A 23,537-nucleotide genomic window follows, 5' to 3' on the forward strand; every position below is an offset into this window, starting at 1 on the left:
TCCCCACTTTCAACTAATCTTGGAACAACTGCGTCTTATGCCTGCTTAGTGCGCCTCTTAAGCGCAATATCGCCTTCGAATGCAATTGAGATATTCTGGATGGGGACAAGCTCATGACTTCCGCAATTTCACTTAACGACAGCTCTTCAAAATAGAACAACGAAACGACGGTCCGTTCCTTCTCCGTCAACCGATCAATCGCTTGTGCAAGCATGTCCTTCAGGAACACCTCCTGCACCTTCGATTCCGGCTTAACAGCCTTCTCATCGACTAGAAGCGCAATTCTTGTGTCTGTTTCTTCATCTCGAATCGGATCGTCAATGGAGCAGACCGTCGTCACCGCGATATCCTGAACCATTTGCTGAAATTCCGATTCGGTTACTTGTAAATATTCACTCATCTCCAAATCAGTTACAGAGCGCAAATATTGCTGCTCCAGCTTCTGATACGCATCTTCCACTTTACGTGCCTTCTCCCGAATCGAGCGCGGCACCCAATCCCCTTGGCGCAGACCATCAATGACGGCTCCACGAATTCGCCACGATGCATACGTCTCGAACTGAAGACCACGTTCATAGTCAAACTTTTCGATGGCATCAATCAGACCCATGACCCCGAAGCTCGTAAGATCATCCCTGGATACGTTCTTGGGGAGTCCAATGGAGAGCCGGCCTGATACGTAATCAACAAGAGGCAAATACGTCTCAATTAAGGCTTGCTTCGCCTGGAGCTGGCGCTCCTCGCGCCATTCTCTCCACAATTCCATATTCGCTAAGTGAGATTTGTGTCCGATCATGAGGTGAACCACCTTTACTCATCAGTCATTCGGCGAAGGGCGTCCGCGAGAGCCTCTGGCGAGCCGTCGATTTTCGTAGACAGCTTAGGCGGACTTAACGGTGAGAACTGCTCCTCGTCCTCCTTGTCCTCGCTCGGGCGTCCCTTGAGCATATTATGAAGCTCTTCGTCCTGTTCCATAGGAGTAACGGCATCAAAAGCGGTGCCCTTCATGCCGTCATTCACATCGCTCGCCGGCGGCTGAGGCGTCCATTGATTCAAGCCTGCGAACGTACCGAGCAGCCAGCGGCAAGCGAAAACAACAATAAATAAGATCACAAAGCTGTATAAGCCCCGAAGGAGGCTCGTTATGAAAATATTATGTCCAATGGACAATATGAACGTAAAAATAAAAGCAATTGCTCCTATTATGAAATTCCATTTCAGAGTTCCAATCATCGCTACAGTTCCTTTAGTCCGTTTTGTACGCTGCGAATAGACAACTTCCCCGTCTCGCAGTCGAATTCAATCGTCCTACCATAGTTTGCACCGGTATCCTCTGCAAGGAGCGGTATGCTAAGGCGCGCTAATATTTCCTTGGAAGCCTCCACATTGCGCGGACCAATCCGCATCGTATCGGATTGGCTCCCGAACGCGAACATCTGTGCCCCACCTGCGAGCTTCGCTTCCAGCCGTCTGAGGACAGCGCCCAGCGACTCCATGCGGCGAATCATCTCAGGTATGGCGGTGTCTGCATATTTCGCAACATTCAGACTGCCTTCCTTCGCAATATCTGAGGATGGAAGCATAATATGTGCCATGCCCGCTACCTTCACCTTCGCATCATACAACGTCAGTCCGACGCAAGAACCGAGTCCTGTCGTCTTCAGAACTCCGGTCTTGCTTACAACATTGAGATCAGCCATTCCGACTTTAATCAGATTGTCTTGGATCATGGAGTTTGCACGCCCAATGCTACGAAAATTTTCTCGAACGATTCTGGATCAGGAATTAGGAAGAAGTGTCCCTCAACCTCGTCCTTTCCATCCAAAAACTTCGTGTCAATCAACAGAGCCTGGTCGCCCATCGTTCCGAACTGCAGTAGACCGTAGCTCAAGATCGCACCCGCCATATCGATGGAAAGCGCGGGCACGGTCGGCTGCATGTTCAACTGGGTGAAATCGGCAAGAGAAGATAAGTAGGAGCCAGCCAATATGTTGCCGATTTCACTAAGGGCGGAAATCTCCATCTCCGTATAGCCATCCTCGCTGACGACCTCGATCCCAACCAAGTTGCGAAGCAGCTTCTTAGCAGATTCCTGGGTTAAAATGAAAAATAGGTTGCCGGGCGTTTCGCCCTCCACACGTAGAAAGATCGCAATGACGATCGCCTCTGCTCCGCCTACACTGTCGGCAATCTCCTCGAACATGACCATGCGCACCTTCGGAACGAGCATATCGACCGGCTTGTCCAGCAGCTTGGACAACGCAGTTGCCGCATGGCCGGCACCGATGTTGCCGACTTCCTTCAATACGTCCATTTGAAACTCAGGTAACGAGTTGAACGTCTCCATTCATTAATCCTCCAGCTGGTCGAGCTGGACGATCTCACTCTTGTTCAGCACTTCGCCCAAATTCAACAGCACTAGCAGACGATCCTCGCCTATCTTCGCAATTCCACGTAAATATTTCGCCTTAATACCGCCTACAATTTCCGGTGGGTCATCGATATGATCCGAATCAACATCAATGACATCGTTCGCTGAGTCAACGATTAAGCCGACCTCGATATCTCCGACCGCAACGATAATGACTCGGGAGTTCTCGGTGTAATCCGCCTCAGGAAAGCCAAAACGGCCGCGAAGATCGATGACAGGTGTAACGACGCCGCGCAGGTTAATGACTCCTTTTACAAATTCAGGCGTTTTGGGTACTCGGGTCATCGGCTGAATACGTTCAATCGTCTTGACCTTATCCACTTCAACGCCATATTCCTCATGAGCCAGTGCAAACACGATCACCTTTAATTCTTGTCCCATATGTTCATCCTCCTCAGGGTTGGTCTTGCTTAACCGTATAGCGAGTGGAGCTGCTACTTAATCAGAGCGTTCGTATCAATAATTAGCGCGACTTGACCGTCACCCAATATCGTCGCGCCTGATACCGCGAACAGGTTCGTCAAGTATTTGCCCAATGTCTTCAATACAATTTCTTGCTGTCCGATGAACTCATCGACGACGAGCGCTGCGAGCTTCTCGCCCTTGCGAATGACGACGACCTGAAGCTCGTCATCTTGGCCGCTGTCCGTCCCCGGGACGTCAAAGAGCTCAGCGAGCGGTACGATCGGGATGACGCTATTGCGGTAGTCGATCAGCCGGTTACCGTGAACTTGACGCACCTGCTCGCGTCGAATGGCGAGCGTCTCCACGATGGACGATAACGGAATCGCATATTTCTCATCGACAAGTCGAATGAGCATCGCCGATATAATGGACAGCGTGAGCGGCAGCTGAACGGAGAACTTCGAGCCTCGACCAAGCACGGAATCGACTAGCACCTGACCGCCTAGGCTTTCGATCTTCGTCTTCACCACGTCAAGACCGACGCCGCGGCCGGATATATCGGATATTTTGTCCGCAGTACTGAAGCCCGAAGCAAACAGCAGCATATAAATTTCTTTATCCGACATTCGGCTTGCCTGCTCCTGCGTCACGACACCATTCTGAATCGCTTTGCCGAGCACCTTCTCCTTATTAATGCCGCGTCCGTTGTCTTCAATCTCAATGAATACACTGTTGCCGCTATGATAGGCACGAAGATGTATCGTACCTGTTTCCGGCTTCCCGGAAGCGATCCGATCGCTGGTCGGCTCCAAGCCATGGTCAACCGCGTTACGAAGCAGGTGAACGAGCGGGTCGCCGATCTCGTCGACGACAGTACGATCAAGCTCAGTATCTGCACCGGTGATGATCAGATCGACCTTCTTATCCAGAGACTTGGCGACGTCACGAATCATACGCGGGAATCGATTGAATACGGTATCAACTGGGACCATGCGCAGCTTGAGCACGATATTTTGCAAATCACTGCTCACACGAGCCATATGCTCAACAGTCTCAGTCAACTCGTTCTTCCTGATCTCACTTGCTAGCTGCTCCAGCCGCACCCGATCAATAAGCAGCTCACTGAACAAGTTCATGAGCATATCGAGTCGTTCAATATCGACGCGGATCGTCCGGTTCGCAACCGGCGCGCCGCCGGCAGCAGGCTTCTTCGCCTCTGTTGGCTTCGCTTGTGCATCGTCTGTTGCAGGTGCGGTCACAGCTGCGGGAGCTGCAGCTTCCACAGCCGCAGCAGGTGCGCTCAGCTGCTTCAGCGTATCTTTGTCAAGTACCAGTAGATCGACCTTATCGACCTCGGATACGCTGGATACTTGCTTATAGAGGTCATCCTTGTCGATTGAAGAAACATAATAAACAGAGAACGATTCCTCGAACTTCTCCTGCTCAATGTCCTCTACAGAAGGTGTTGCCTTGATCACTTCCCCGTTCTGCTCCAGCACGTTGAACACCATATATGCACGAGCTGCCTTCAGGACGCAATCTTTGCGGATGAACACCTCGATGCGAAGTACAAGCATTCCGGCGTCGATCGACTGTTCAATAATCGAAAGCTGGAATTCGTCCAGCTCCGACTTCCCTGTCCCCTTCGACGATACAGCAGCAGATGCTGGCGCCGACGCAGCCGAGGCTGCTCCCTTCGTATAATCACCTGAGACGATTGATTTCAGCGAAGCGACAATCGCCTTGACGTCTGCTTGTCCTGTCCCGCCTTGAATAATGTCTTCTACCATCGTTTCAAGCGCATCTGTACTTTTGAATAAGCAATCAAATATGAAGGAATCCATGTTCAGCTTACGATTGCGTACGAGATCCAATACATTTTCCATTTCATGGGTCAAGGAGGCAATGTCCTCGAAGCCCATAGTAGCGCTCATCCCCTTCAGCGTATGAGCTGAGCGGAATATATTCTGAACAATGCTTATATCTTCCGGATTGCTCTCCAAGCTAAGCATATGCTCATTGATGGCCTGCAGATGGTCTCTGGACTCGTCAATAAACATGGAAAGATATTGATTCATTTCCATAACGACACCTCCGTTATCATAATTGAAGCTATGTACGGCAAGATCAGGAATTCGGCGTGCCGACCACGCTCATTAGCTTGCGTGCGATCTCATGCTGAGGCAAGACGTTGGAGACGCAGCCGAGCTCAACGGCCGCCCGCGGCATACCATAGACGACGCATGTTTCTTCCGATTCGGCAATCGTTGTCAAGGCGCCTGCTTGCTTAAGCGCAAGCATCCCTCTGGCACCGTCAGAGCCCATTCCGGTCATCAGCACGATATGTCGCTTCAGCTCCTTCAAGGGAAGCAACGATTCAAACAGTACATCGACGGATGGTCGATGTCCGCCCCGCGGCTCCTCCCGGCTTAAGTGGATGCGATACCCGTTAGTGCCATTGCGGGCAACAGACATATGATAGCCTCCTGGAGCAACATAAGCAGCTCCGCTCTCCAGCACCATGCCGTTCTCTGCTTCAGCGACCTTCAACCCAGACACACTGTCCAATCGTTGGGAGAGCGACTTCGTGAAGTTCGGCGGCATATGCTGCACGATGACGACAGGAGCAGGCAGTCTCGATGGCAGCTCGGACAACACCTGGTGCAATGCTCTCGGGCCGCCGGTCGAAGTTCCGATGGCGATCAGATGCTCGAAGTTCGTCACCGGACGCTTGAAGAAGGAGCTGGAATCCGGTGTCAGTAAGGCGGCTTTGGAGCTATTCGCTGACGCTGCCTCCGGCTTATGCGGCCGCAACAACGCTTGATCAGATGAGCGAGCACTGCTGTCGGCTCTTAATTCATAAAGCTTGAGCCTAGAGATATTCGATCTGGCAGCAATGTGCAGCTTCTCCAGCAGCAGCTTCTTCACCTTGTGCAGATCGAGAGAGATAGAGCCAGAAGGCTTGCCGACGAAGTCGACGGCCCCCCACTCTAACGCCTTCAGCGTTTCCGTTGCTCCTTCTTGCGTCAAGCTGCTGAGCATCACTACAGGTACCGGACACTCCTTCATAATGATCCGGAGCGCGTCGAGCCCGTTCATCTCGGGCATCTCGATGTCCATCGTAACGACGCTCGGACGATGCTTCTTGACGAGCTCAACCGCCTCCTTTCCGTTTTTCGCTAGTGCCACGACACGGAGCCCCGGATCCTCGGCGATAAAATCGGATATCAGCTTTCTCATAAATACAGAATCATCAACGACTAGCACATCTAACGGCTGCATACGTACCGCCCCTCTCGCGTTATCACCTGAAGTCTGAATATGAAGTAGTCGCGTTTATTAGCTTCAAGGATAGCAATCTCGCTACTGCTTTAGCAACCGCATCATTTTGTTCAGGAAGCCCTTCATCGTACCGCCTTGTCGGTCTGTAGGGGCTTCATTCCGAAGGAAGCTATCTGTTAGCTCACCAAGCGACTTCGAGGCTGCACTATCTGGAAAAGCTATCGTGAAAGGCACCTGTTTCTTGACTGCCTTCGACACAGAAATATCATCAAACACATAGCCAATAGTAGGAATATCCAGGTTCATGAATTGCTTGGCAACCATTCCGATCTTATCTGCGGTTTGTCGCCCTTCCTTCCAATCTACTACCCGATTGACAACGAGCCTGAATTGGACATAAGCGTCCATCGCATGTACCATCTTGATGATCGCATAAGCGTCGGTGATCGAGGTCGGCTCGGGCGTCGTCACAACAATTGTTTCCTGAGCTGATAGTATAAATTTAATCGTTTCCTTAGACAGTCCGGCTCCCGTGTCAAAAATAATAAAGTCCACATGGCCGTTCAGCTGACTGACTTGATCTGCAAAGTAATCGAGCTGCTCCTCCGTCAATCGAATCAGATCGTTGAAGCCGGAGCCGCCTGCAATAAATTGAATATCGTTAGGACCTGTATGGACAATGTCCCAGATCGTTTTTTCTTTTTTCAACAAATGATACAAGTTGTACTTCGCTGTGATGCCCATCAGGACGTCAATGTTGGCTAGTCCGATGTCAGCGTCAAAGATAAGTACCTTGTAGCCCTTCTTCTGAAGGGTTAGCGCGAAGTTCAACGTAAAGTTGGACTTGCCGACCCCACCCTTGCCACTCGTAACAGCGATAATACGCGTCATTTTCTCCTGTAGAACTCCTTGGTGTTTAATCAGATTCCGCAGCCCCTGTGCCTGATCACTCATGATTGTTGTCCTCCAGCAGCAGATCGATAATTTGTTGTTCTTGCAGCACTTCGATGTCGTCCGGAACGCTCTGACCGTTCGCAATATAGGAGGTCTGAAGCCCGAATTCACGTATCAGGTTCGGGATCGCCCCGAAGGAATCTGTCTCGTCCATCTTAGTGAACAGCACCTTGTGCAGCTTGAATTTGCTGAAGTTCGTTGTTATAGCCTTCATATCCTTATATTTAGTCGTCAAGCTGAGAACGAGGAACGTCTCGCTCTTGCCGCTTGCTCTTAGCAGCGCGTTCAGCTCGGAGACATACATCTCATTGCGGAAGTTACGTCCGGCCGTATCCATGAAGATGAGGTCGCAATCCTTCAGATTGTCGAACGATTTCATCAAATCAAGCGGAGAAAACACGACCTCTAGCGGAACATTCAATATCGTCGCGTACGTCTTCAGCTGCTCAACCGCGGCAATTCGATACGTATCTGAAGTGATAAATCCCACTTTGCGCTGATACTTCAACACCTGCTCCGCAGCCAGCTTGGCGATCGTGGTCGTCTTGCCGACGCCTGTCGGTCCAACAAAGTGTGCGATGCGCGTATCAGCTGCAATCGGCTTCGCGCTATCTGTAGCAAGTATCGCTAGCAGCTGACGCGTCAGTGATTGCTTCACATAGATGTCGGTCAGCTCCGACTCGTCGTTGTCTGCCTGCTCATGCACGTTAGCCAGCAGCTCCTTGACAAGAAGCGGGTCGACCTCCTGCTCCAGCAGTCTGCGCTCATAGCGCTCAATGCTCGGATTAGGCAATTCGACTTCCCCATGCTGCATGGATAGCTTGTGCATCAGTTCCTTCATTTGCTTCATTTCCTCGAGCAGCATATCCTCCTTCGTCTTCAGCACAGCGGCAGCCGCTTGCGTTCGCTCCAGTGGAACAGCTGTAGACGGAACCCGAGTGACGGTTGGCGTGGAAAATGTACTCGCCTCTGCTTCGGACAACATGAACGCCGGGGGCAGTACATCCGGCACCTCGGGGAAGGCGAGCGAATCGGCTGCTACACCTTTGCGCTGGGCGCCGTATGCGGCGGCAACCGCATGCTTCGCCGTTTGCTGCAAGCTTGCTGCTGAAGGTGGAGCTACTCCGGAAGGCGGGACAACCCCGCTCGGAGGAGAAGTCGCCGGAGGCGGCGGCTTCGTTCCTGCTGCGTTGCCGGAAGAGGAATCAATCGCGGCGATAACCTCGATCTTTTTCTTAGAAAACATGCCGAGGAAGCCTCCGGTTTTTATTGCTTTTGTATTGATGATGACGGCATCCTTGCCCAGATCGACGCGAATTTTTTGCAGCGCTTCAGGCATTGTGTCGACGACATACCGCTTTACTCTCATAGATTCACAACTCCCATGCTCTGAATTTCCACACTAGGCTCCAGCTCGCTATAGGACAGCACGGGAATATCCTGCATCGTGCGCTCGAGCAGCTGACGCAAGTACATCCGAATTGTCGGAGAGGTCAGTACAATGGGCTGCTGACCGGATTGGATCAGCTTCGTTACCTGTTCACTGATGCGTTGGTAGATGACCTGCGTCGAAGTCGGGTCAAGAGCGAGATAGCTACCTTGATCTGATTGCTGCACAGACTCCGCAATTCGCTTCTCAAGACTCGGACCCACTGTGATGACCTTCAGCGAATCTCCGCTGATCGTATATTGCTGCGTAATTTGACGAGATAACGCTTGGCGTACATACTCGGTTAGGATGTCCGTATCTTTGGTGTACGTTCCATAATCCGCTAATGTCTCTAATATAGTAACCAAATCGCGCACCGATATTTTCTCACGGAGCAATTTCACAAGCACCTTCTGCACATCACCAAGTGTAAGCACGTTCGGGATAAGCTCGTCGACGAGTGCCGGGTAGCTTTCCTTGACGTTCTCGATTAGTGCCTTCGTCTCCTGGCGACCGAGCAGCTCATGCGCATGCTTCTTAATAATTTCTGTCAGATGAGTGGCGACCACCGATGGTGGATCGACGACTGTATAGCCTGAGAGCTCAGCGCGTTCCTTAGTCTGCTCATCAATCCAGATGGCCGGGAGACCGAACGCTGGCTCCATCGTCTCGATACCGCTAATCGAATCGTCCTCAATGCCTGGGCTCATCGCAAGGTAATGACCGAGCAACAGGTCGCCGCGTGCTACAATGTTACCTTTGATTTTCATAATATACTCATTAGGTCTTAGCTGAATATTGTCGCGTATACGGATAACCGGCACCACTACACCAAGCTCCAATGCACATTGACGACGGATCAAAATAATGCGGTCGAGCAAGTCTCCACCCTGCTGCGTGTCCGCAAGCGGTATGAGTCCGTAGCCGAATTCGAATTCGATCGGATCGACATTGAGCAGGCTGATCACGCTCTCTGGGCTGCGTACTTCTTCGATCTGCTGCTCTTCCTCCATCTGAACCGACTCGGCTGCCTTCCGGTGAATGTTCTGCTGCATCGTATAGGCTGCGATGGCCAGCAGCACTGCAATTGGGAACGTTGTAACGAAGTGAATCGGCGTGAACAGCCCAAGAGCCGTAATCGTACCTGCAACAATGTAGAGCAGCTTCGGATAAGAGAACAGCTGGCTTGTCAGATCGTGTGCTAGGTTGCCGTCCGAGGCCGCCCGCGTCACAATAATGCCTGAAGCTGTCGAGATGAGCAGCGCCGGTATTTGGCTGACAAGTCCGTCACCGATCGTCATAATGGAATACATTTCGCCAGCCTCGGCAAATTCCATTCCATTCATACCAACTCCGATGATGAGTCCGCCGATAATATTAATGAAGAGCATGACGATACCCGCGATGGCATCTCCCTTGACGAACTTACTGGCACCGTCCATCGCTCCGTAGAAGTCGGCTTCTCGGGATATTTTTTCCCGGCGCTCCTTCGCCTGCTGCTCGTTAATCATGCCGGCATTCAGGTCAGCGTCAATACTCATCTGCTTACCTGGCATCGCATCGAGAGTAAAGCGTGCCGCAACCTCGGCAACGCGCTCGGAACCTTTGGTAATAACGATAAACTGAACGAGCACCAAAATAATAAACACGACGAAACCGACAACCAGATTGCCCGCCGCGACAAAGTTTCCAAAGGTTTCGACCACATTACCGGCATCTCCATGCGCCAAAATGTTACGAGTCGTCGACACGTTAAGCGATAGCCTGAACAATGTCGTAATTAGCAGCAGTGATGGGAAAATGGAAAACTGCAGCGCATCCGTCGTGTTCATGCCTATCAGAATAATCATAAGTGAAATCGTAATGTTAATAATGAGAAGGACATCAAGCAGCCAGGTCGGCAGCGGTACGACCATCATGAGGACGATACCGATGACGCCGACAAGGACGACAAAATCTTTAATTCTCATTGCTGATGCCCCCTTTCTGTAAGCTTCTTCTCATTTAATTTGCCTTTCCCTTCAGCTTGTACACATATGCTAACACTTCAGCCACCGCCTGGAACATATCGTTTGGTATACCTTGACCAATTTCGACCTGAGCGTATAAGGCGCGGGCGAGCGGTTTGTTTTCAACAGTTATGACTCCGTTGTCCTTTGCAGTCTGCTTGATCTTGAGTGCGACATAATCGGTGCCCTTCGCAATGACGGTTGGCGCTTGCATCTTCTCCGCGTCATATTGAAGCGCAACGGCGAAGTGGGTCGGGTTCGTAATGACGACGTCCGCCTTCGGAACGTCCTGCATCATTCGCATCATCGCCATACGGCGCTGCTTTTCGCGAATTTTACCCTTGATCAGCGGATCGCCCTCGCTCTTCTTGTATTCGTCCTTAATGTCTTGCTTCGACATCTTCAAGCTCTTGTTATGCTCATACCGTTGATACATGTAATCGAAAATCGCTAGAATAATCAGAATTCCGCCAATCTTTACGCCTAGCAGAAGAGTCAGCGAGCTCGTGAAGCTTACGATTTCCTCCAAGGGCAGATGCGCGAGCTGCATAATACTCTGCTTCTCACCCCATAGGGTCGAGTACACCACGTAGCCGATAATACTCATCTTTAGTACGGACTTCAGAAGCTCGATGAGCGAGCGCAGCGCGAACATCTTTTTCACGCCCTCCAGCGGGTTGAGCTTGCTGAACTTCATCTTGAGCGGGTCTCCTGTTAGAAGGAAGCCTATTTGCAAATAATTGGCCAAAATTGCAATAACGACGGATACAACAAAGATTGGAGCTAAGATCAGCATCAGTTGCACCGCGATATTTTCGAACAGCACCATCAGGTTGTCCGACGTAATATCGAGCAGCAAAAAATCATGAAAAACCGAGCGAAACAGACCGACAAGATGCTCCTTCATAAAACCACCAAATAAGTAGAAGGATAGAAACGAGAAAAACAAGATAAAGGCTGCGGGCAAATCCATAGACTTCGCGACCTGCCCCTTCTGCCTTGCCTCCTGCTTCTTCTTGGGCGTCGCATCTTCCGTCTTCTCCCCGGCAAACAGCTGTAAGTCGAGCCTCAAACGAAGATCAGCCACGTCCATCCCCCTCTACTGTTGAAACAAACCGAAGAAGCCCTTCATCGACTCCATCATTTGCTCGAAAATGCGACTGAACAACATCTCGTACCCTGGAAACAAAATAACAAGCATGATCAAGCCAAGTAGCAGCTTGACTGGCAAGCCGATCACGAAAATGTTGAACTGAGGTGCCACGCGAGCGAGCAGTCCAAGACCGACGTCGGTCAAAAACATCGCAACGACTAGCGGCGCTGCCATCTGAAAGCTTAATGCAAAAACTGAAACGAACGTACGTACGAGAAAGTCAGACAGCTGGCCGCTGTATACTTTATCGAAAAGCTCGTTGCTGAGCGGAATCCACTCATAGCTGCGCATAATGCCTTCTAGCAAGTAATGGTGTCCGTTCAGTGATAAGAACAGCAAGGTCGCGATCATAAATTTCAGGTTGCCGATCACTGGACTTTGCGTGCCGGTCATCGGATCAATAACGTTCGCAATACCGAACCCCATCTGAATATCAATAAACGAGCCGGCGATCTGTACGACGGTAAAAAACATGTACGCCGCAAAGCCAAGGCAAATCCCAACCAGAACCTCTCGAATAATCGCTAATATAAAGAGCGAATCGATCTGAATCGCTGTTTCTGTCCCACCTGAGCCAGCAAACACGATGAATGCCACGAAGAAAGAGATGCCAAGCTTCAGCTGTGCAGGTACATTTCTCGCAGAAAAAATCGGTGCGACAAGAAAAAACGAAGTTATTCGACAAAAAAACAATAGAAACGCAGGCAAATAGGCAGTAAACTCTGTCATCGCTACTCGCCTACCCTATAAAGTTGTGTAAATTGTTCATGAGATTGAACGTAAACTCAACAAGTGTGTTCAAGATCCATGGTCCAAATATGAGAATGGAAAGCAGAACGACGACAATCTTCGGAACGAAGGCAAGCGTCTGCTCCTGAATTTGCGTCGTTGCCTGAAAAATACTAATGACTAGACCGACGACAAGGGCAATCACCATCATCGGAGCGCTAGCCTTCAACGTTGTATATACTGCTTCACCGGCTAACCGTATGACGAACTCCGAGCTCAATAGCCATTCCTCCTTGTCCCGTTACGTATTGAAGCTAAGCAGCAGCGATCGTATGACCAAGTACCAGCCGTCAACAAGAATGAACAGCAGGATCTTGAACGGCAAAGAGATCATAACCGGAGGGAGCATCATCATTCCCATTGCCATAAGTGTACTCGCCACCACCATATCAATAACGAGAAAAGGGATAAATATCATAAAGCCCATCTGAAAAGCCGTCTTTAGCTCACTAATCGCGAATGCAGGAACGAGCGCAGTCAGAGGTGTATCAGCAACCCCACTCGGCGGAGCAGCCTTCGTATAGTCCAAAAACAGCTTTAAGTCCTTCTGTCTCGTATGCTGGAACATGAATTCCTTCACAGATAGAGATGCCTTATCAAGAGCAACCTGTTGCGTAATTTCTCCCTTCATATATGGCTGATACGCATTCTGATTAATATCACTTAGCGTTGGAGCCATAATGAAGAAGGTAAGGAACAGCGCTAGCCCGACCAGCACTTGGTTCGGAGGCATCTGCATCGTACCGAGCGACGTGCGGACAAAGCCCAGAACGATAATAATTCGAGTAAAGCTGGTCATCATAATCAAGATCGCCGGCGCTAAGCTCAAGATGGTCAGAAGAAGTAATATTTGTACAGTCCCCGTACCGTTACCTGTACTGTTCGTCGTGCCTATATCGATGTTGACTCCAGGTATCGGATCCGCGGCCAATGCTTGTCCCGCAACGCTGAAGCTCAGCAGTCCGACAAGCAACAGCAACGGTAAAAATGTTATCAGCTTTCTCATCGGTTATCCTTCGAATGCTCTGAATGGGAGTCCTGCTTCAGAAGCTCTTCCATCATTTTTTTTCGGTCTGACATTTTACTCTGAAATACGTGCTGAAAGGAAGTGTCCTGCACATCAAGCTCCTCCTCTGCAACTGGCTTTCTGCGAAGCTTGTTCAGCCACTCTCCGACGCTCTCGAAGGATGCCCCCGATACGCTTGGCCCGATCGTCATCATATCGCGTAGCATCGCAACCTGCTCCTCATCCTGGATCTTCTCAAGCAGTTGAATGTTGTCACCGACACCAACAATATATAGGGCATTGCCGATCTCTACAATTTGAATCGATTTGTTTTGCCCAAGCGGGACGCCTCCCAGAGAACGAAGCGATCTGCCAGCGAAGAAATGATTTTTTTGTGCAAGAACCTTCATTATGACATAAAAAATGACGATAATGATGATAAGAAAAAAAATAACCTTCACAATCATGCCGAACGTATCCCCAGCTGAAACGAATGAATCCGGTGAGTCAAAAGGACTCGAACCGGGAGCATCCGTCCCCGTTTCCCCGAAGCAAACGGCCGCGAAAACGGCCGAAAGCAGCAGACCGATGAAAACGGCAAGCAACGTCTTGGTATCGAGTCTCTTCAAATGTCACATTCCTTTCAGCTTATGAGATGCTGTAGCGTGCAGCCAAGGGGGAAAGCAGGACGCCTAGCGATTAGCCAAGCGTCTTTTTGATTGCCTCGATAACACGATCTGCCTGGAACGGCTTCACGATGAAGTCCTTCGCACCAGCTTGAATGGCATCGATAACCATCGCCTGCTGACCCATAGCGGAACACATGATCACTTTCGCATTACCGTCAAGCTTCTTAATTTCCTTCAGCGCCTGAATACCATCCATCTCTGGCATCGTTATATCCATCGTTACGAGGTCAGGACGAAGCTCCTTGAACTTCTCGATCGCCTGCGCACCATCATTCGCCTCGCCTACTACCTCGTAGCCGTTCTTCGTCAAAATATCACGGATCATCATTCTCATAAACGCTGCATCGTCAACAATCAGAATTCGGTTAGCCATAGTGAATCATCCTCCTAGAGTTGTTAAATTAATTTTGTTGAATCTTCTGAATGCGATCCCATTGGTTCACAATGTCTGTTACGCGCACACCGAAATTTTCATCGATAACTACAACCTCACCTTTGGCGATGAGTTTATTGTTTACCAAGATATCAACCGGCTCACCTGCTAGCTTATCGAGCTCAATAATCGATCCTTGGGAAAGCTCCAAAATATCTTTAATCACTTTATTCGTACGACCGAGCTCGACCGTCACCTTAAGCGGAATGTCAAGGAGCAGATTCAAATTCGTATCGTCCGTCCCCCCGAAGGATGGCGGATTAAAGCTTGAGAACTGGGCCGGCTGGACATTCACATTGCGTCCTGTCGGCACACCATATGCAGCAGGCTGCGGCGGATAACCCATTGGCGGCATCATCGGCGGCTGCTGATACATCGGTTGCTGATAGCCTGGCTGATGCATCGGCGGCTGCTGATAGCCCGGAGGCATCATCGGCGGCTGCTGATATGGATCGTGACCATACGCCGCTGCTGGCGGAGCCATCGGCGCGGGAGCCGGTGCTGGCGGTGGAGTCGATGGAGCTGGCGGTGCTGCAGCAGCTGGCGGTGCTGGCGCTGCCGGAGGCGGTGTCTGCACATCTCCTCCACCCATCAAAATATTGACCATGTCGCGGGCAAATCCGACAGGAAGGAGCTGCATGATCGTTGAGTCAATCAAGTCGCCAATCGTGAGACGGAAGGAGATTTTAATAAACACATCCTCTTCCGGAATCTTCGTCTCGGGCTCGCCCTCAGCTAGGTGCATAATATCAATCCCAGGTGGGGAGATGTTGACGAATCGATTGAAGATCGTTGACATCGACGTTGCTGACGAGCCCATCATCTGATTCATCGCTTCCTGCACGGCGGAAATATGAATTTCCGAGAGCTCCGTATTCTGACCGGTTCCATCGCCGCCCATCATCAGATCCGCAATAACTTGAGCATCCCGAGTCTTGATGACGAGTAAATTAATGCCGTGAAATCCATCTACATAATTGACATGGACAGCGACATGTGGCTTTGGAAACTCATTAACTAGCTCTTCGCGGGCAATGATGGACACCTTAGGCGTCGTAATATCAACCTTCTTGCCAAGCAAGGTAGAAAGAGCCGTAGCGGCGCTTCCGAACGTAATATTCCCGATCTCTCCTAGAGCGTCCTGCTCCAGCGAGGATAAATAATCTTCGATTCTTGGATTCAGCCCCGAAGAAGAGCCATCATCCGAACCGCCGGAATCACTGTCCGAGGATTGTCTCAGCAAGGCATCGATCTCCTCTTGAGACAAATAATCCTTATTCGTCATTCTCTTCTACTCCTTCATGGACGATCTCATTGATTTGAACCGCGATCTTTCCCTTCATCGTGCCTGCGCTTCCGTAAAACTTCAGCTTCTCGCCGATTCGAAGGTGCAGCGGGTCATCGACCGATTTGTTCAGCGTAATTACATCACCGACACTTAAGTTCAAAAACTCTTGTATCGAGATATGCGATGTGCCGAGCTCGGCAATAATAGGCAGCTTCGCCATGTGCACGCGATGCTGAAGCGCTTCTTGCTCCTCCGGCGCGCTTGTCTTCTTCTGCGACACGAACCAGTGATGAACGGAAAGTCTCGGCATGATGGGCTCAATGACAACGTGAGGGATACACAGGTTAATCATTCCCGAAGTATCACCAATTTTTGTACTGAGCGAAATCAAGGCGATCGTTTCGTTCGGAGAGACAATCTGCATAAACTGCGGATTGGTCTCAAGCGCCTCAAGCCGCGGTGACAAATCAATCACTGTCTTCCATGCTTCTTGAAGACTATCGAAGCAGCGGCTGAATATTCGCTCCATGACGATCGTTTCAATCTCGGTAAGCGAGTTGATTTTGGTCGGTGACGTGCCCGCGCCGCCAAGCAATCGATCCAGCATTGCGAACGCAACGTTCGGATGCACCTCAAGCACCATTCGGCCTTCGAGCGGCTCGGCCTCGAATATGTTGAGTATGGTCATTTTCGGAATGGAGCGGATAAATTCATCATAAGGAAGTTGCTCGACTTGCACAACACTTATTTGAACGAACGTTCGCAGCTGAGCGGAAAAATATGTTGTCAGAAATCTTGCGAAGTTCTCATGAATACGTGTCAAGCTTCGAATGTGGTCCTTAGAGAACCGTACGGCTCGTTTAAAGTCGTAGGCACGAACCTTCTTCTGGGTTTCTTCCTTTTTGAGCTCCTCCGCATCCATCTCACCTGATGAGAGCGCGGCAAGAAGGGCATCGATCTCATTTTGGGAAAGAACATCAACCATTTTTTGTCACCCCCTTCTTGCATACATACTAGCCATCTTATTGGAGCACAATATCAGTAATTAAAATTTGATTAAGCTTTCCTTCTTGGAGCAGCGCGTTCATTTTATTCATAAGGACCGAAGTGAGGTTGTCAAAGCCTTTGCTGCCTGTAACCTGCTCTGGCTGCATGTCGGCCAACGTCTGAATGACGATCGCTTTCATCTGGCTTTGCAGCTTTTCAAACTCCTCCTTCGCCTTCTTGTTTTCAAGCTCAAAGGCAAAGCTTACTTTAATAAACTTGTTGCTGACGCCATTTGCAGATGCCAAATTGGTTAAAACGTCCTTCATTTCGAACGTATTGGCCACAACCTCGTCAGGTGTAAGCTTCTTGCCGGATTTCACTTCGCGTGCGGAGTTTTGCGCTTGCTCATGCGGATCCGCGTTTGATTTATCCATGTAATTCCACAGCACGAAGGCTGCCGTCAGTATTAATGTTATCGCAATTAGGATAGCGACGACCATGATAAAAATTTTACTTTTAAACAACCTACGACCCCTCCGTATCCAAGCTCTTTAGCGTTGCCCCAACCATACCAACGGATTGCACATATTGCTGCACCGATGCTACGACCTCAGGCACCGTTTCGAGCACTATAATTTTTTTACCATTCACTAGAGAGATCATCGTGTCGGGCGTTTCTTCGATCGTTTCGATTAGCAAGGCATTGAGCATAATAGGCTTGCCGTTCAAGCGAGTTAGGCTGATCATAGGGCACCTCAGTTCAGGTTATGCCGGGGGCAGCTGGCTCCCCCGGCGGTTCTACATAACTACCTATTATCGCTTCAGGTTAACAACTTCCTGCAGTACCTCATCGGAAGTCGTAATAATACGCGAGTTCGACTGGAAGCCGCGCTGCGCAATAATCATCTCGGTAAACTCAGCTGTCAGATCGACGTTAGACATCTCCAGCTGTCCGGAAATAATGGCTCCAGTGCCTGTTTCCGGATTCGCAGCGAGCGCCGCACCGAGATCAAGCTCCTCCGGATTGGAGTTAGGCGTCATTCGGTACATATTGCCACCGATCTTCTCAAGTCCGGCTGGGTTCGTTACCTTCGCTACTGCAATAAACTGACCAGTCGGCGTTGCTGTACCATCTGCTCCAACCGTAATAATTTCACCTGACTGCGATATAGAGAACGCCGTCACGCCTTCCTCCACCGTTACCGCTTCACCATCGGTGTTCAATACGAACATGCCGTCCGCATTGACGAGTCGACCGAGCGAGTCAAGCTCGAAGTTACCCGCACGGCTCAAGTATGGTCCTTCGGCACCGTCCACTGAAGGAGACAATGCGAAGAAGCCGTCGCCGTCGATCCGCAGGTCGGTCGGTTTGTTCGTTGTCATGGCGCTGCCCGGCGTATGAATTGTATCAACTGCCGCAACCGTCACACCTAGTCCGATCTGCTTCGAGTTTACCCCGCCTCGCTCATCGGTTGGAGCGGACACACCGGCAACCGTCTGACTCAAAATATCCTTAAACATTACACGGCCAGTCTTGAAGCCGACCGTATTTACGTTCGCGATGTTATTACCGATAACGTCCAGCTTCGTCTGGAAGCCTCTCATACCGGAAACACCTGAATATAGAGACCTTAACATGCGTGTTTGCCTCCTTAGGGCTGATTCATCAGCCTAACTGATTATATGGTTGTTTCAATCGGTCCACAACCGCAGGCCCCCATCATGATGGTCCAGCCTGTTTCATTAAGAAATGATCATGGCACTATCGATTTGCGTAAACACGTTGTCTTTCATGGAAGCTTGGTCCATGGCGGTCACCACAGTCCGATTCTTGATGTTCACGATTAACGCTGTATCGTTGATCAGCATTAATGAATCTTTAGCACCCTTCGTCGCCGCCTTGTCGATCGCATGATTCAGCTTGGCAAGCTGCTCAGGCTTGAAGTGTATCCCTCGCTGCCGCAGCCGCTCCTCCGCATGATGACTGAAGCGCAAGCTTTGCTTCTTCAATATGGTATCGAACGAAGCTGCTGACTGCTCCTGACGATCGCCTGCCGCCCTGGAACGGATTGTAGCTGCCGCATTGGGGTATAGAGATCCGACGGTTATTCGTTCGCTCATGACGAGGTCCCCCCCGTCTGTGGAGCATTACGAATTTGCGTAATGTTTGACAGCGATATATTTTCCCCGTTCACCTTTGCGAATTGCTCAGTCTGATTCATTGTAATGGATTCAACCAACCCGGAGCGAGTCAATTCATTGCCATCAGCGTCCAAATATGACCATGATATCTCTTTACCGATCAATCCGGAAGCAAAGCCCAGCGATTGACGCAGCAGCTTCATCTCATTGCCCATATTCGTTAGCTGCTCGACGGAAGTGAATTGCGCCATCTGCGCAATAAACTCCTTATCCTGTAGCGGCTGAGTCGGGTCCTGATGCTTTAGCTGTGTAATCAATATTTTCAGAAACTGATCCTTGCCAAGCTGGTTTGTGCCTGTTTTTGTTTCAGCACGATCTACATTCGCCTTGGAGTAGTAGGGCCAAATATTTTTGGTGCCGTTAATCGAGTCAGCCATTCTCTCTCACCTCCTGCCTGCATGTCTACATCGTCAGGCTGTTCGTTAGGCCATGAAGTCGATTGCCCCGTTACCGTTCGAGCGTGAGCTGTTTTGGTTTGCTTCTTCATCTGCATCTTCAAGCAAGGTCAGCTTGCTGTCATTTTTATTTTGTCCGGTGAACGATTGCTGAGACTGCTGCTTACGACCATCCTGGAACATGCTGGATTGGAAGCTCTGATTTTGCGTAACCTCTAGCTTCTCCACCTGAATGCCCTGACTCTGCAACGTAGATCGAAGCGATGCGAGCTGTCCCTCGAGCATCTCCTTACCCGCAGCACTATCCGCCACGAATTGAGCAATCAGCTGTCCATTCTGCATCGTCAGCTTCACCTCAACATGACCCAGATGCTGTGGATACAGCGAGATCTTTGCCTCCGTTGCTCCATCAGCGTTAGTGCCAAGCACGAAGGAGCTTACGACGAATTTGGTCATATCATCGGCAAAATTTTGGGCCGGCATATGCAGCACTGGAGCTTTAGTAGCTGCTTGACTGTTCGCTGCTTGCTTCGATTGTTCACTTGTAAGCAATGTAATAGGCTCAGATGTACCAAGCTCTCCATTCAATGGCTCGAACAATGGCGCTTCTTCGATAACTTGCTGCTCAGGAGCTAGCTTGATCGCTTGGTAATTAACCGCGATCGCTTCCAGCTTCTGCATCGGACTTGTACTCTTCGGTACGAGCAACTCGGATACAGCAGTGCCGTTACTATCCTGTGAAGCAGTCAACGATTCTTGAAGCGTCTTCGTGTTCGCAGCTTCAGATGCCGAGGCCGCAGCTGTCATAAGTGAAGGTAGCTTGTCGAGCAGCTGCTTCAGCTGTGCATCCTTGTCAGTACCAGCTAGAAGCTCCTTCATCTGCTTCATGACCTGAAGTGCATCAGCAGCGCCATTACGAACTGCGACTTGTGACAGCTCAGCTTCGCCATTCTCAGTATCGACTGCTGAAGTATCAGCTGCTGCTGTAATAGGAACGAACAGAAGCGCGTTCAACTCGCTTAGCAATGCTTCGAGACCCGCCTGCTCCTCTTCGAGCTGCCCTGCCTGCTCTTCTGCTCCGCTGTCTGACTGCATAGCAGCGCCTTCCGCAACTAGTGTCGCCAGTATTGCGCTAAGCTCAGCAGTCTCCATCGGGCTTAGCAGCTGCACAAGTCCGCTTAACGACAGGCCAGCTCCAGAACCGACACTATCAGACTGCACTTCCGTCGTCATCATACCACTGAGTGCCTTCGAGAAGCCTTCGCCCGAGGCTGCGCCTCCATTTACACCAGCTGTGCGACCAGCGGGTACTTTGGCAGTGGCTGTTGCTTGTGCTTGAATGTCCATTGTATGTTTTCACCTCCTTTCATATGAATTATTGAACGAGTCTTGCTGAGATTAGAGCCGCTGTCTCCTTCGACAGATCTGATACAGCTGTCAGTACCTTCGAACGACCTGCGTTATCCATCGAGCGTAGAATCGACAGCACCTTGTCCGGATTCGTCTTCTGAAGCTCCAGCAGCACCGTGGCTGCGCTCTTCGGCGTCATCGTCGAGAACGTCTGACCGAGATCGTCCTGCGTAAGCTGCTCAACCGGTTTCGTTGAAGCCGTCGCTTTTTGCAATCGCTCCTGCAGCGCTGCAATTTCCGTATCTCGCACCTGCTTTTGATCCTTGAGCAATATAGACGCCTCCGCCGCTTTTTTCGGATCCATCTTCTCGAGAATTTTGACGCGCTCCTCTGGCTTCATCATACTAAGCACGAGCACCTGCTCGCTCAACGTCAAATTTTCTAAGATGGGTGCAGATTTACTTGGTGACATTTTCGCGTACATGCTGGACAGCTGCTGAATTTGCGCCCTGTATTCTTCATCAGATTGCGTTTTGCCCTTCAGCTGCTCTTCGAGCTGGCTGTTCTTCAGCTGCAAATCTTTGATCTGCTGCTCCTTCTGATCCAATGCCGCTTGTGCCTGCTTCAGCTCCTCCGCCTTCGCTACCGTGGCTGCTTGGGCCTCAGCTGCAACCTGTTCTGGATTCGCCGCCGCTTGCTCCTGCTGGTCGGTCGGCACGCCTCCGTCTACCGCTGTTTTCCCTTCTTCCTTCGCAGCAGGAAGGACACTGCTTACTCCAGGGATTTTGTTCGCTGTTTTGATCACATTATTCATAATATCGTAATCAAATATGGACAACAGCACTCCCAGCAACACAGCTGTAAAAACGAACGGGATGAGGAACCAGATCAGAAATCGCTCCAGTGCGCCGTAGGAGGCGCCTTGCTCCACATCTGATTTTGCCATTCCGCCGCCTCCCTTTACCTTACGATGGTCTTAAATAGCGATTCGTCGCCATCTCATCAAGCTGATTCTGCTCTCGCTTCAGCAGCTCACTATGATAGCGCTCAAACGCGCGCTCCTTCGCCTTCGTCCACAGCTTCTCCTCGAGCATCTTGCCGCTCAACGCCTCCTGCTTCAGCTGGACGAACGTATGCGCCTGCTGCACTTCTTCCCGCTGCACCTTGATTCGGCCGTCCATATGATCGACGTAGCTTTGCAGCAGCATCAGGTTCGATACTGTTGTCCGCGCGCTCGATGCTTGATGGAGCTCCTCCTGCAGCACCTGCTTCGCCTCATGCAGCTTCGTCAGCTCTTCTTCCTCCTGACGCATTCGTCCAAGTGCATCAGCGAGCAGCCACTCGGCTTGCGTCTTTTCATTTTCCTTCAGGTCGACAATTTTTTGAAAAGCGTATCGGAATCGCATGCAACGAATCAGCCCCTGTAAAATTGTTGGATTAGCTGTTCCTTCGCTTCCTCATAAGTCAGCTTGTCATGAACACGCTGCTTCGTGTAATCCCAGATCGACTGAATAGATTCGATCGAGTGATCGATATCCGGATTGGAGCCTCGCTGATACGCCCCAATATTGATCAAATCTTCCGAATCTTTATATACAGCAAGCAATCGCTTTAGATTTTCGGCAGCGAGCTGCTGGTCGTTCGGTACGATCTCCTTCATCACACGGCTCACACTCGCTAGCACATCAATCGCTGGATAATGCCCACGGTTCGCTATGCTTCGATTGAGAACAATATGGCCGTCGAGTATACCGCGAACTGCATCGGCGATCGGCTCGTTCATATCGTCTCCGTCAACTAGTACCGTGTAGAAGGCCGTAATCGAGCCCTTCGGTCCCGTACCGGACCGCTCGAGCAGCTTCGGCAGTGTGGCGAACACCGACGGTGTATAGCCTCGAGTTGCAGGTGGCTCGCCTACCGCAAGGCCGACCTCACGCTGAGCCATTGCGTAGCGTGTGACCGAATCCATCATAAGCATGACGTTCAAGCCGCGATCTCGGAAATATTCGGCAATGCTTGTCGCAATGAGCGCTCCCTTAATCCGGATCAGCGCCGGCTGATCCGAAGTCGCTACGAGCACGACCGAACGGGCAAGTCCTTCCGGGCCTAGATCACGCTCGATGAAATCGAGCACCTCGCGGCCGCGCTCGCCGATCAAGGCAATGACGTTCACATCTGCCGAGGTGTTCCGCGCGATCATCCCCATCAGCGTACTTTTACCGACACCCGAGCCGGCGAATATACCGACACGCTGACCTTTACCGATTGTCAGCAAGCCGTCGATACACCGGACCCCGACGCTGATCGGCTCGAGTACACGTGGCCGCTTCAGCGGGTTACTCGGCACGTTATGAGTCGAATAGTGGGCCATGCGGGATGGGAGGAACGTACCATCGAGCGGCTGACCGAGACCATCCAGCACTTTGCCTAGCAGCTCGTGTCCGACCTGCACGGTCAATGGCTTACCGGTTCCGACAACATCGCAGCCCGGTCCGATGGAATGCAGCTCACCGAGCGGCATTAGGATAACCTTGTTGTTCTTGAATCCGACGACCTCCGCCTTCAGTGGCTTGTCCGATTTGAATGGGTAGATGTAGCATACATCACCAACACTCGCATCAGGCCCCTCCGACTCGACGGTTAATCCAATCACCTGAGTCACTTTGCCGTTCACCCGAATGGGATCCAGCTGCTGCAGCTGCTCGATATACTTATGAACGGATGGTGCTCGCATC

27 protein-coding genes are annotated in these 23,537 nt (G+C 50.7%); all 27 read right to left on the reverse strand.

Features of this window, described 5'->3' with window-relative positions:
• Nucleotides 1–13: 13 nt before the first annotated feature.
• Nucleotides 14–796: a FliA/WhiG family RNA polymerase sigma factor gene (locus PAE68_RS13290; protein ID WP_281887591.1), complete on the reverse strand. Its 783-nt coding sequence runs from the start codon at nucleotides 794–796 to the stop codon at nucleotides 14–16.
• Between the two features lie 14 nt (nucleotides 797–810).
• Nucleotides 811–1,113: a hypothetical protein gene (locus tag PAE68_RS13295; protein ID WP_281887593.1), complete on the reverse strand. Its 303-nt coding sequence runs from the start codon at nucleotides 1,111–1,113 to the stop codon at nucleotides 811–813.
• Nucleotides 1,114–1,235: 122 nt separating this feature from the next.
• On the reverse strand, nucleotides 1,236–1,730 hold the full coding sequence (locus PAE68_RS13300) for a chemotaxis protein CheD (protein WP_281887595.1): 495 nt from the start codon (nucleotides 1,728–1,730) through the stop codon (nucleotides 1,236–1,238).
• Entirely contained in the window at nucleotides 1,727–2,347 is a 621-nt protein-coding gene (locus tag PAE68_RS13305) for a chemotaxis protein CheC (protein ID WP_281887597.1), read from the reverse strand. The genes PAE68_RS13300 and PAE68_RS13305 overlap by 4 nt, the downstream gene beginning before the upstream one ends.
• 3 nt (nucleotides 2,348–2,350) lie before the next feature.
• The gene (locus tag PAE68_RS13310; protein WP_281887599.1) at nucleotides 2,351–2,812 is read right to left on the reverse strand and encodes a chemotaxis protein CheW; all 462 of its coding nucleotides are present in this window, start codon (nucleotides 2,810–2,812) and stop codon (nucleotides 2,351–2,353) included.
• A 53-nt stretch (nucleotides 2,813–2,865) separates the two neighbouring features.
• On the reverse strand, nucleotides 2,866–4,920 hold the full coding sequence (locus PAE68_RS13315; protein ID WP_281887600.1) for a chemotaxis protein CheA: 2,055 nt from the start codon (nucleotides 4,918–4,920) through the stop codon (nucleotides 2,866–2,868).
• Between the two features lie 43 nt (nucleotides 4,921–4,963).
• A complete protein-coding gene (locus PAE68_RS13320) occupies nucleotides 4,964–6,118 on the reverse strand; it encodes a protein-glutamate methylesterase/protein-glutamine glutaminase (protein ID WP_281887602.1) in 1,155 nt (384 codons plus the stop codon).
• Between the two features lie 81 nt (nucleotides 6,119–6,199).
• Nucleotides 6,200–7,072: a MinD/ParA family protein gene (locus PAE68_RS13325; RefSeq protein ID WP_281887603.1), complete on the reverse strand. Its 873-nt coding sequence runs from the start codon at nucleotides 7,070–7,072 to the stop codon at nucleotides 6,200–6,202.
• Complete coding sequence (gene flhF, locus PAE68_RS13330; RefSeq protein ID WP_281887605.1) at nucleotides 7,065–8,441, reverse strand: flagellar biosynthesis GTPase FlhF; 1,377 nt, start codon at nucleotides 8,439–8,441, stop codon at nucleotides 7,065–7,067. Before flhF ends, PAE68_RS13325 begins: the two co-directional genes overlap by 8 nt.
• Complete coding sequence (flhA, locus tag PAE68_RS13335) at nucleotides 8,438–10,471, reverse strand: flagellar biosynthesis protein FlhA (protein ID WP_281887607.1); 2,034 nt, start codon at nucleotides 10,469–10,471, stop codon at nucleotides 8,438–8,440. Before flhA ends, flhF begins: the two co-directional genes overlap by 4 nt.
• A gap of 34 nt (nucleotides 10,472–10,505) precedes the next feature.
• Nucleotides 10,506–11,597, reverse strand: a complete 1,092-nt coding sequence (gene flhB / locus PAE68_RS13340) for a flagellar biosynthesis protein FlhB (protein ID WP_281887608.1) — start codon at nucleotides 11,595–11,597, stop codon at nucleotides 10,506–10,508.
• 12 nt (nucleotides 11,598–11,609) lie between these two features.
• Nucleotides 11,610–12,392, reverse strand: coding sequence for a flagellar biosynthetic protein FliR (fliR, locus tag PAE68_RS13345; RefSeq protein WP_281887609.1), 783 nt, complete (start codon nucleotides 12,390–12,392; stop codon nucleotides 11,610–11,612).
• 10 nt (nucleotides 12,393–12,402) lie between these two features.
• Nucleotides 12,403–12,672 (reverse strand): flagellar biosynthesis protein FliQ, encoded by a 270-nt coding sequence (gene fliQ, locus PAE68_RS13350; RefSeq protein WP_281887611.1) that lies wholly within the window; start codon nucleotides 12,670–12,672, stop codon nucleotides 12,403–12,405.
• 21 nt (nucleotides 12,673–12,693) lie between these two features.
• Entirely contained in the window at nucleotides 12,694–13,458 is a 765-nt protein-coding gene (gene fliP, locus PAE68_RS13355) for a flagellar type III secretion system pore protein FliP (protein WP_281887613.1), read from the reverse strand.
• Entirely contained in the window at nucleotides 13,455–14,087 is a 633-nt protein-coding gene (locus PAE68_RS13360; RefSeq protein WP_281887615.1) for a flagellar biosynthetic protein FliO, read from the reverse strand. Before PAE68_RS13360 ends, fliP begins: the two co-directional genes overlap by 4 nt.
• 70 nt (nucleotides 14,088–14,157) lie before the next feature.
• Nucleotides 14,158–14,520, reverse strand: coding sequence for a response regulator (locus PAE68_RS13365; RefSeq protein WP_281887617.1), 363 nt, complete (start codon nucleotides 14,518–14,520; stop codon nucleotides 14,158–14,160).
• A gap of 28 nt (nucleotides 14,521–14,548) precedes the next feature.
• Entirely contained in the window at nucleotides 14,549–15,865 is a 1,317-nt protein-coding gene (gene fliY / locus PAE68_RS13370) for a flagellar motor switch phosphatase FliY (protein ID WP_281887618.1), read from the reverse strand.
• Nucleotides 15,855–16,853, reverse strand: coding sequence for a flagellar motor switch protein FliM (gene fliM, locus PAE68_RS13375; RefSeq protein ID WP_281887620.1), 999 nt, complete (start codon nucleotides 16,851–16,853; stop codon nucleotides 15,855–15,857). The genes fliY and fliM overlap by 11 nt, the downstream gene beginning before the upstream one ends.
• A 37-nt stretch (nucleotides 16,854–16,890) precedes the next feature.
• On the reverse strand, nucleotides 16,891–17,379 hold the full coding sequence (locus PAE68_RS13380) for a flagellar basal body-associated FliL family protein (RefSeq protein ID WP_281887623.1): 489 nt from the start codon (nucleotides 17,377–17,379) through the stop codon (nucleotides 16,891–16,893).
• A gap of 1 nt (nucleotide 17,380) precedes the next feature.
• Complete coding sequence (locus PAE68_RS13385; RefSeq protein WP_281887624.1) at nucleotides 17,381–17,602, reverse strand: flagellar FlbD family protein; 222 nt, start codon at nucleotides 17,600–17,602, stop codon at nucleotides 17,381–17,383.
• Nucleotides 17,603–17,668: 66 nt separating this feature from the next.
• Nucleotides 17,669–18,493, reverse strand: coding sequence for a flagellar basal body rod protein FlgG (gene flgG, locus PAE68_RS13390; RefSeq protein WP_281887625.1), 825 nt, complete (start codon nucleotides 18,491–18,493; stop codon nucleotides 17,669–17,671).
• A 105-nt stretch (nucleotides 18,494–18,598) separates the two neighbouring features.
• On the reverse strand, nucleotides 18,599–18,976 hold the full coding sequence (locus PAE68_RS13395) for a TIGR02530 family flagellar biosynthesis protein (protein ID WP_281887627.1): 378 nt from the start codon (nucleotides 18,974–18,976) through the stop codon (nucleotides 18,599–18,601).
• A complete protein-coding gene (gene flgD, locus PAE68_RS13400; RefSeq protein ID WP_281887629.1) occupies nucleotides 18,973–19,434 on the reverse strand; it encodes a flagellar hook assembly protein FlgD in 462 nt (153 codons plus the stop codon). The genes PAE68_RS13395 and flgD overlap by 4 nt, the downstream gene beginning before the upstream one ends.
• Nucleotides 19,435–19,479: 45 nt before the next feature.
• Nucleotides 19,480–20,799: a flagellar hook-length control protein FliK gene (locus PAE68_RS13405; RefSeq protein WP_281887631.1), complete on the reverse strand. Its 1,320-nt coding sequence runs from the start codon at nucleotides 20,797–20,799 to the stop codon at nucleotides 19,480–19,482.
• A gap of 28 nt (nucleotides 20,800–20,827) precedes the next feature.
• Nucleotides 20,828–21,748 (reverse strand): MotE family protein, encoded by a 921-nt coding sequence (locus tag PAE68_RS13410; protein WP_281887633.1) that lies wholly within the window; start codon nucleotides 21,746–21,748, stop codon nucleotides 20,828–20,830.
• A gap of 19 nt (nucleotides 21,749–21,767) precedes the next feature.
• Nucleotides 21,768–22,208: a flagellar export protein FliJ gene (fliJ, locus tag PAE68_RS13415; protein WP_281887635.1), complete on the reverse strand. Its 441-nt coding sequence runs from the start codon at nucleotides 22,206–22,208 to the stop codon at nucleotides 21,768–21,770.
• An 8-nt stretch (nucleotides 22,209–22,216) separates the two neighbouring features.
• Nucleotides 22,217–23,536, reverse strand: a complete 1,320-nt coding sequence (fliI, locus tag PAE68_RS13420; protein WP_397379477.1) for a flagellar protein export ATPase FliI — start codon at nucleotides 23,534–23,536, stop codon at nucleotides 22,217–22,219.
• Nucleotide 23,537: the final 1 nt, after the last annotated feature.

Source organism: Paenibacillus sp. YYML68, assembly GCF_027923405.1.
Taxonomy (GTDB): Bacteria; Bacillota; Bacilli; order Paenibacillales; family NBRC-103111; genus Paenibacillus_G.

Bases quoted from the DNA above. Each gene is read 5' to 3' on its own strand.
- PAE68_RS13290 (WP_281887591.1), bottom strand. From the start codon at position 796: ATGATCGGACACAAATCTCACTTAGCGAATATGGAATTGTGGAGAGAA.
- PAE68_RS13300 (WP_281887595.1), bottom strand. From the start codon at position 1,730: ATGATCCAAGACAATCTGATTAAAGTCGGAATGGCTGATCTCAATGTT.
- PAE68_RS13305 (WP_281887597.1), bottom strand. From the start codon at position 2,347: ATGGAGACGTTCAACTCGTTACCTGAGTTTCAAATGGACGTATTGAAG.
- PAE68_RS13310 (WP_281887599.1), bottom strand. From the start codon at position 2,812: ATGGGACAAGAATTAAAGGTGATCGTGTTTGCACTGGCTCATGAGGAA.
- PAE68_RS13315 (WP_281887600.1), bottom strand. From the start codon at position 4,920: ATGGAAATGAATCAATATCTTTCCATGTTTATTGACGAGTCCAGAGAC.
- PAE68_RS13320 (WP_281887602.1), bottom strand. From the start codon at position 6,118: ATGCAGCCGTTAGATGTGCTAGTCGTTGATGATTCTGTATTTATGAGA.
- PAE68_RS13325 (WP_281887603.1), bottom strand. From the start codon at position 7,072: ATGAGTGATCAGGCACAGGGGCTGCGGAATCTGATTAAACACCAAGGA.
- flhF (WP_281887605.1), bottom strand. From the start codon at position 8,441: ATGAGAGTAAAGCGGTATGTCGTCGACACAATGCCTGAAGCGCTGCAA.
- flhA (WP_281887607.1), bottom strand. From the start codon at position 10,471: ATGAGAATTAAAGATTTTGTCGTCCTTGTCGGCGTCATCGGTATCGTC.
- fliR (WP_281887609.1), bottom strand. From the start codon at position 12,392: ATGACAGAGTTTACTGCCTATTTGCCTGCGTTTCTATTGTTTTTTTGT.
- fliP (WP_281887613.1), bottom strand. From the start codon at position 13,458: ATGAGAAAGCTGATAACATTTTTACCGTTGCTGTTGCTTGTCGGACTG.
- PAE68_RS13365 (WP_281887617.1), bottom strand. From the start codon at position 14,520: ATGGCTAACCGAATTCTGATTGTTGACGATGCAGCGTTTATGAGAATG.
- fliY (WP_281887618.1), bottom strand. From the start codon at position 15,865: ATGACGAATAAGGATTATTTGTCTCAAGAGGAGATCGATGCCTTGCTG.
- fliM (WP_281887620.1), bottom strand. From the start codon at position 16,853: ATGGTTGATGTTCTTTCCCAAAATGAGATCGATGCCCTTCTTGCCGCG.
- PAE68_RS13385 (WP_281887624.1), bottom strand. From the start codon at position 17,602: ATGATCAGCCTAACTCGCTTGAACGGCAAGCCTATTATGCTCAATGCC.
- flgG (WP_281887625.1), bottom strand. From the start codon at position 18,493: ATGTTAAGGTCTCTATATTCAGGTGTTTCCGGTATGAGAGGCTTCCAG.
- PAE68_RS13395 (WP_281887627.1), bottom strand. From the start codon at position 18,976: ATGAGCGAACGAATAACCGTCGGATCTCTATACCCCAATGCGGCAGCT.
- flgD (WP_281887629.1), bottom strand. From the start codon at position 19,434: ATGGCTGACTCGATTAACGGCACCAAAAATATTTGGCCCTACTACTCC.
- PAE68_RS13405 (WP_281887631.1), bottom strand. From the start codon at position 20,799: ATGGACATTCAAGCACAAGCAACAGCCACTGCCAAAGTACCCGCTGGT.
- PAE68_RS13410 (WP_281887633.1), bottom strand. From the start codon at position 21,748: ATGGCAAAATCAGATGTGGAGCAAGGCGCCTCCTACGGCGCACTGGAG.
- fliJ (WP_281887635.1), bottom strand. From the start codon at position 22,208: ATGCGATTCCGATACGCTTTTCAAAAAATTGTCGACCTGAAGGAAAAT.
- fliI (WP_397379477.1), bottom strand. From the start codon at position 23,536: ATGCGAGCACCATCCGTTCATAAGTATATCGAGCAGCTGCAGCAGCTG.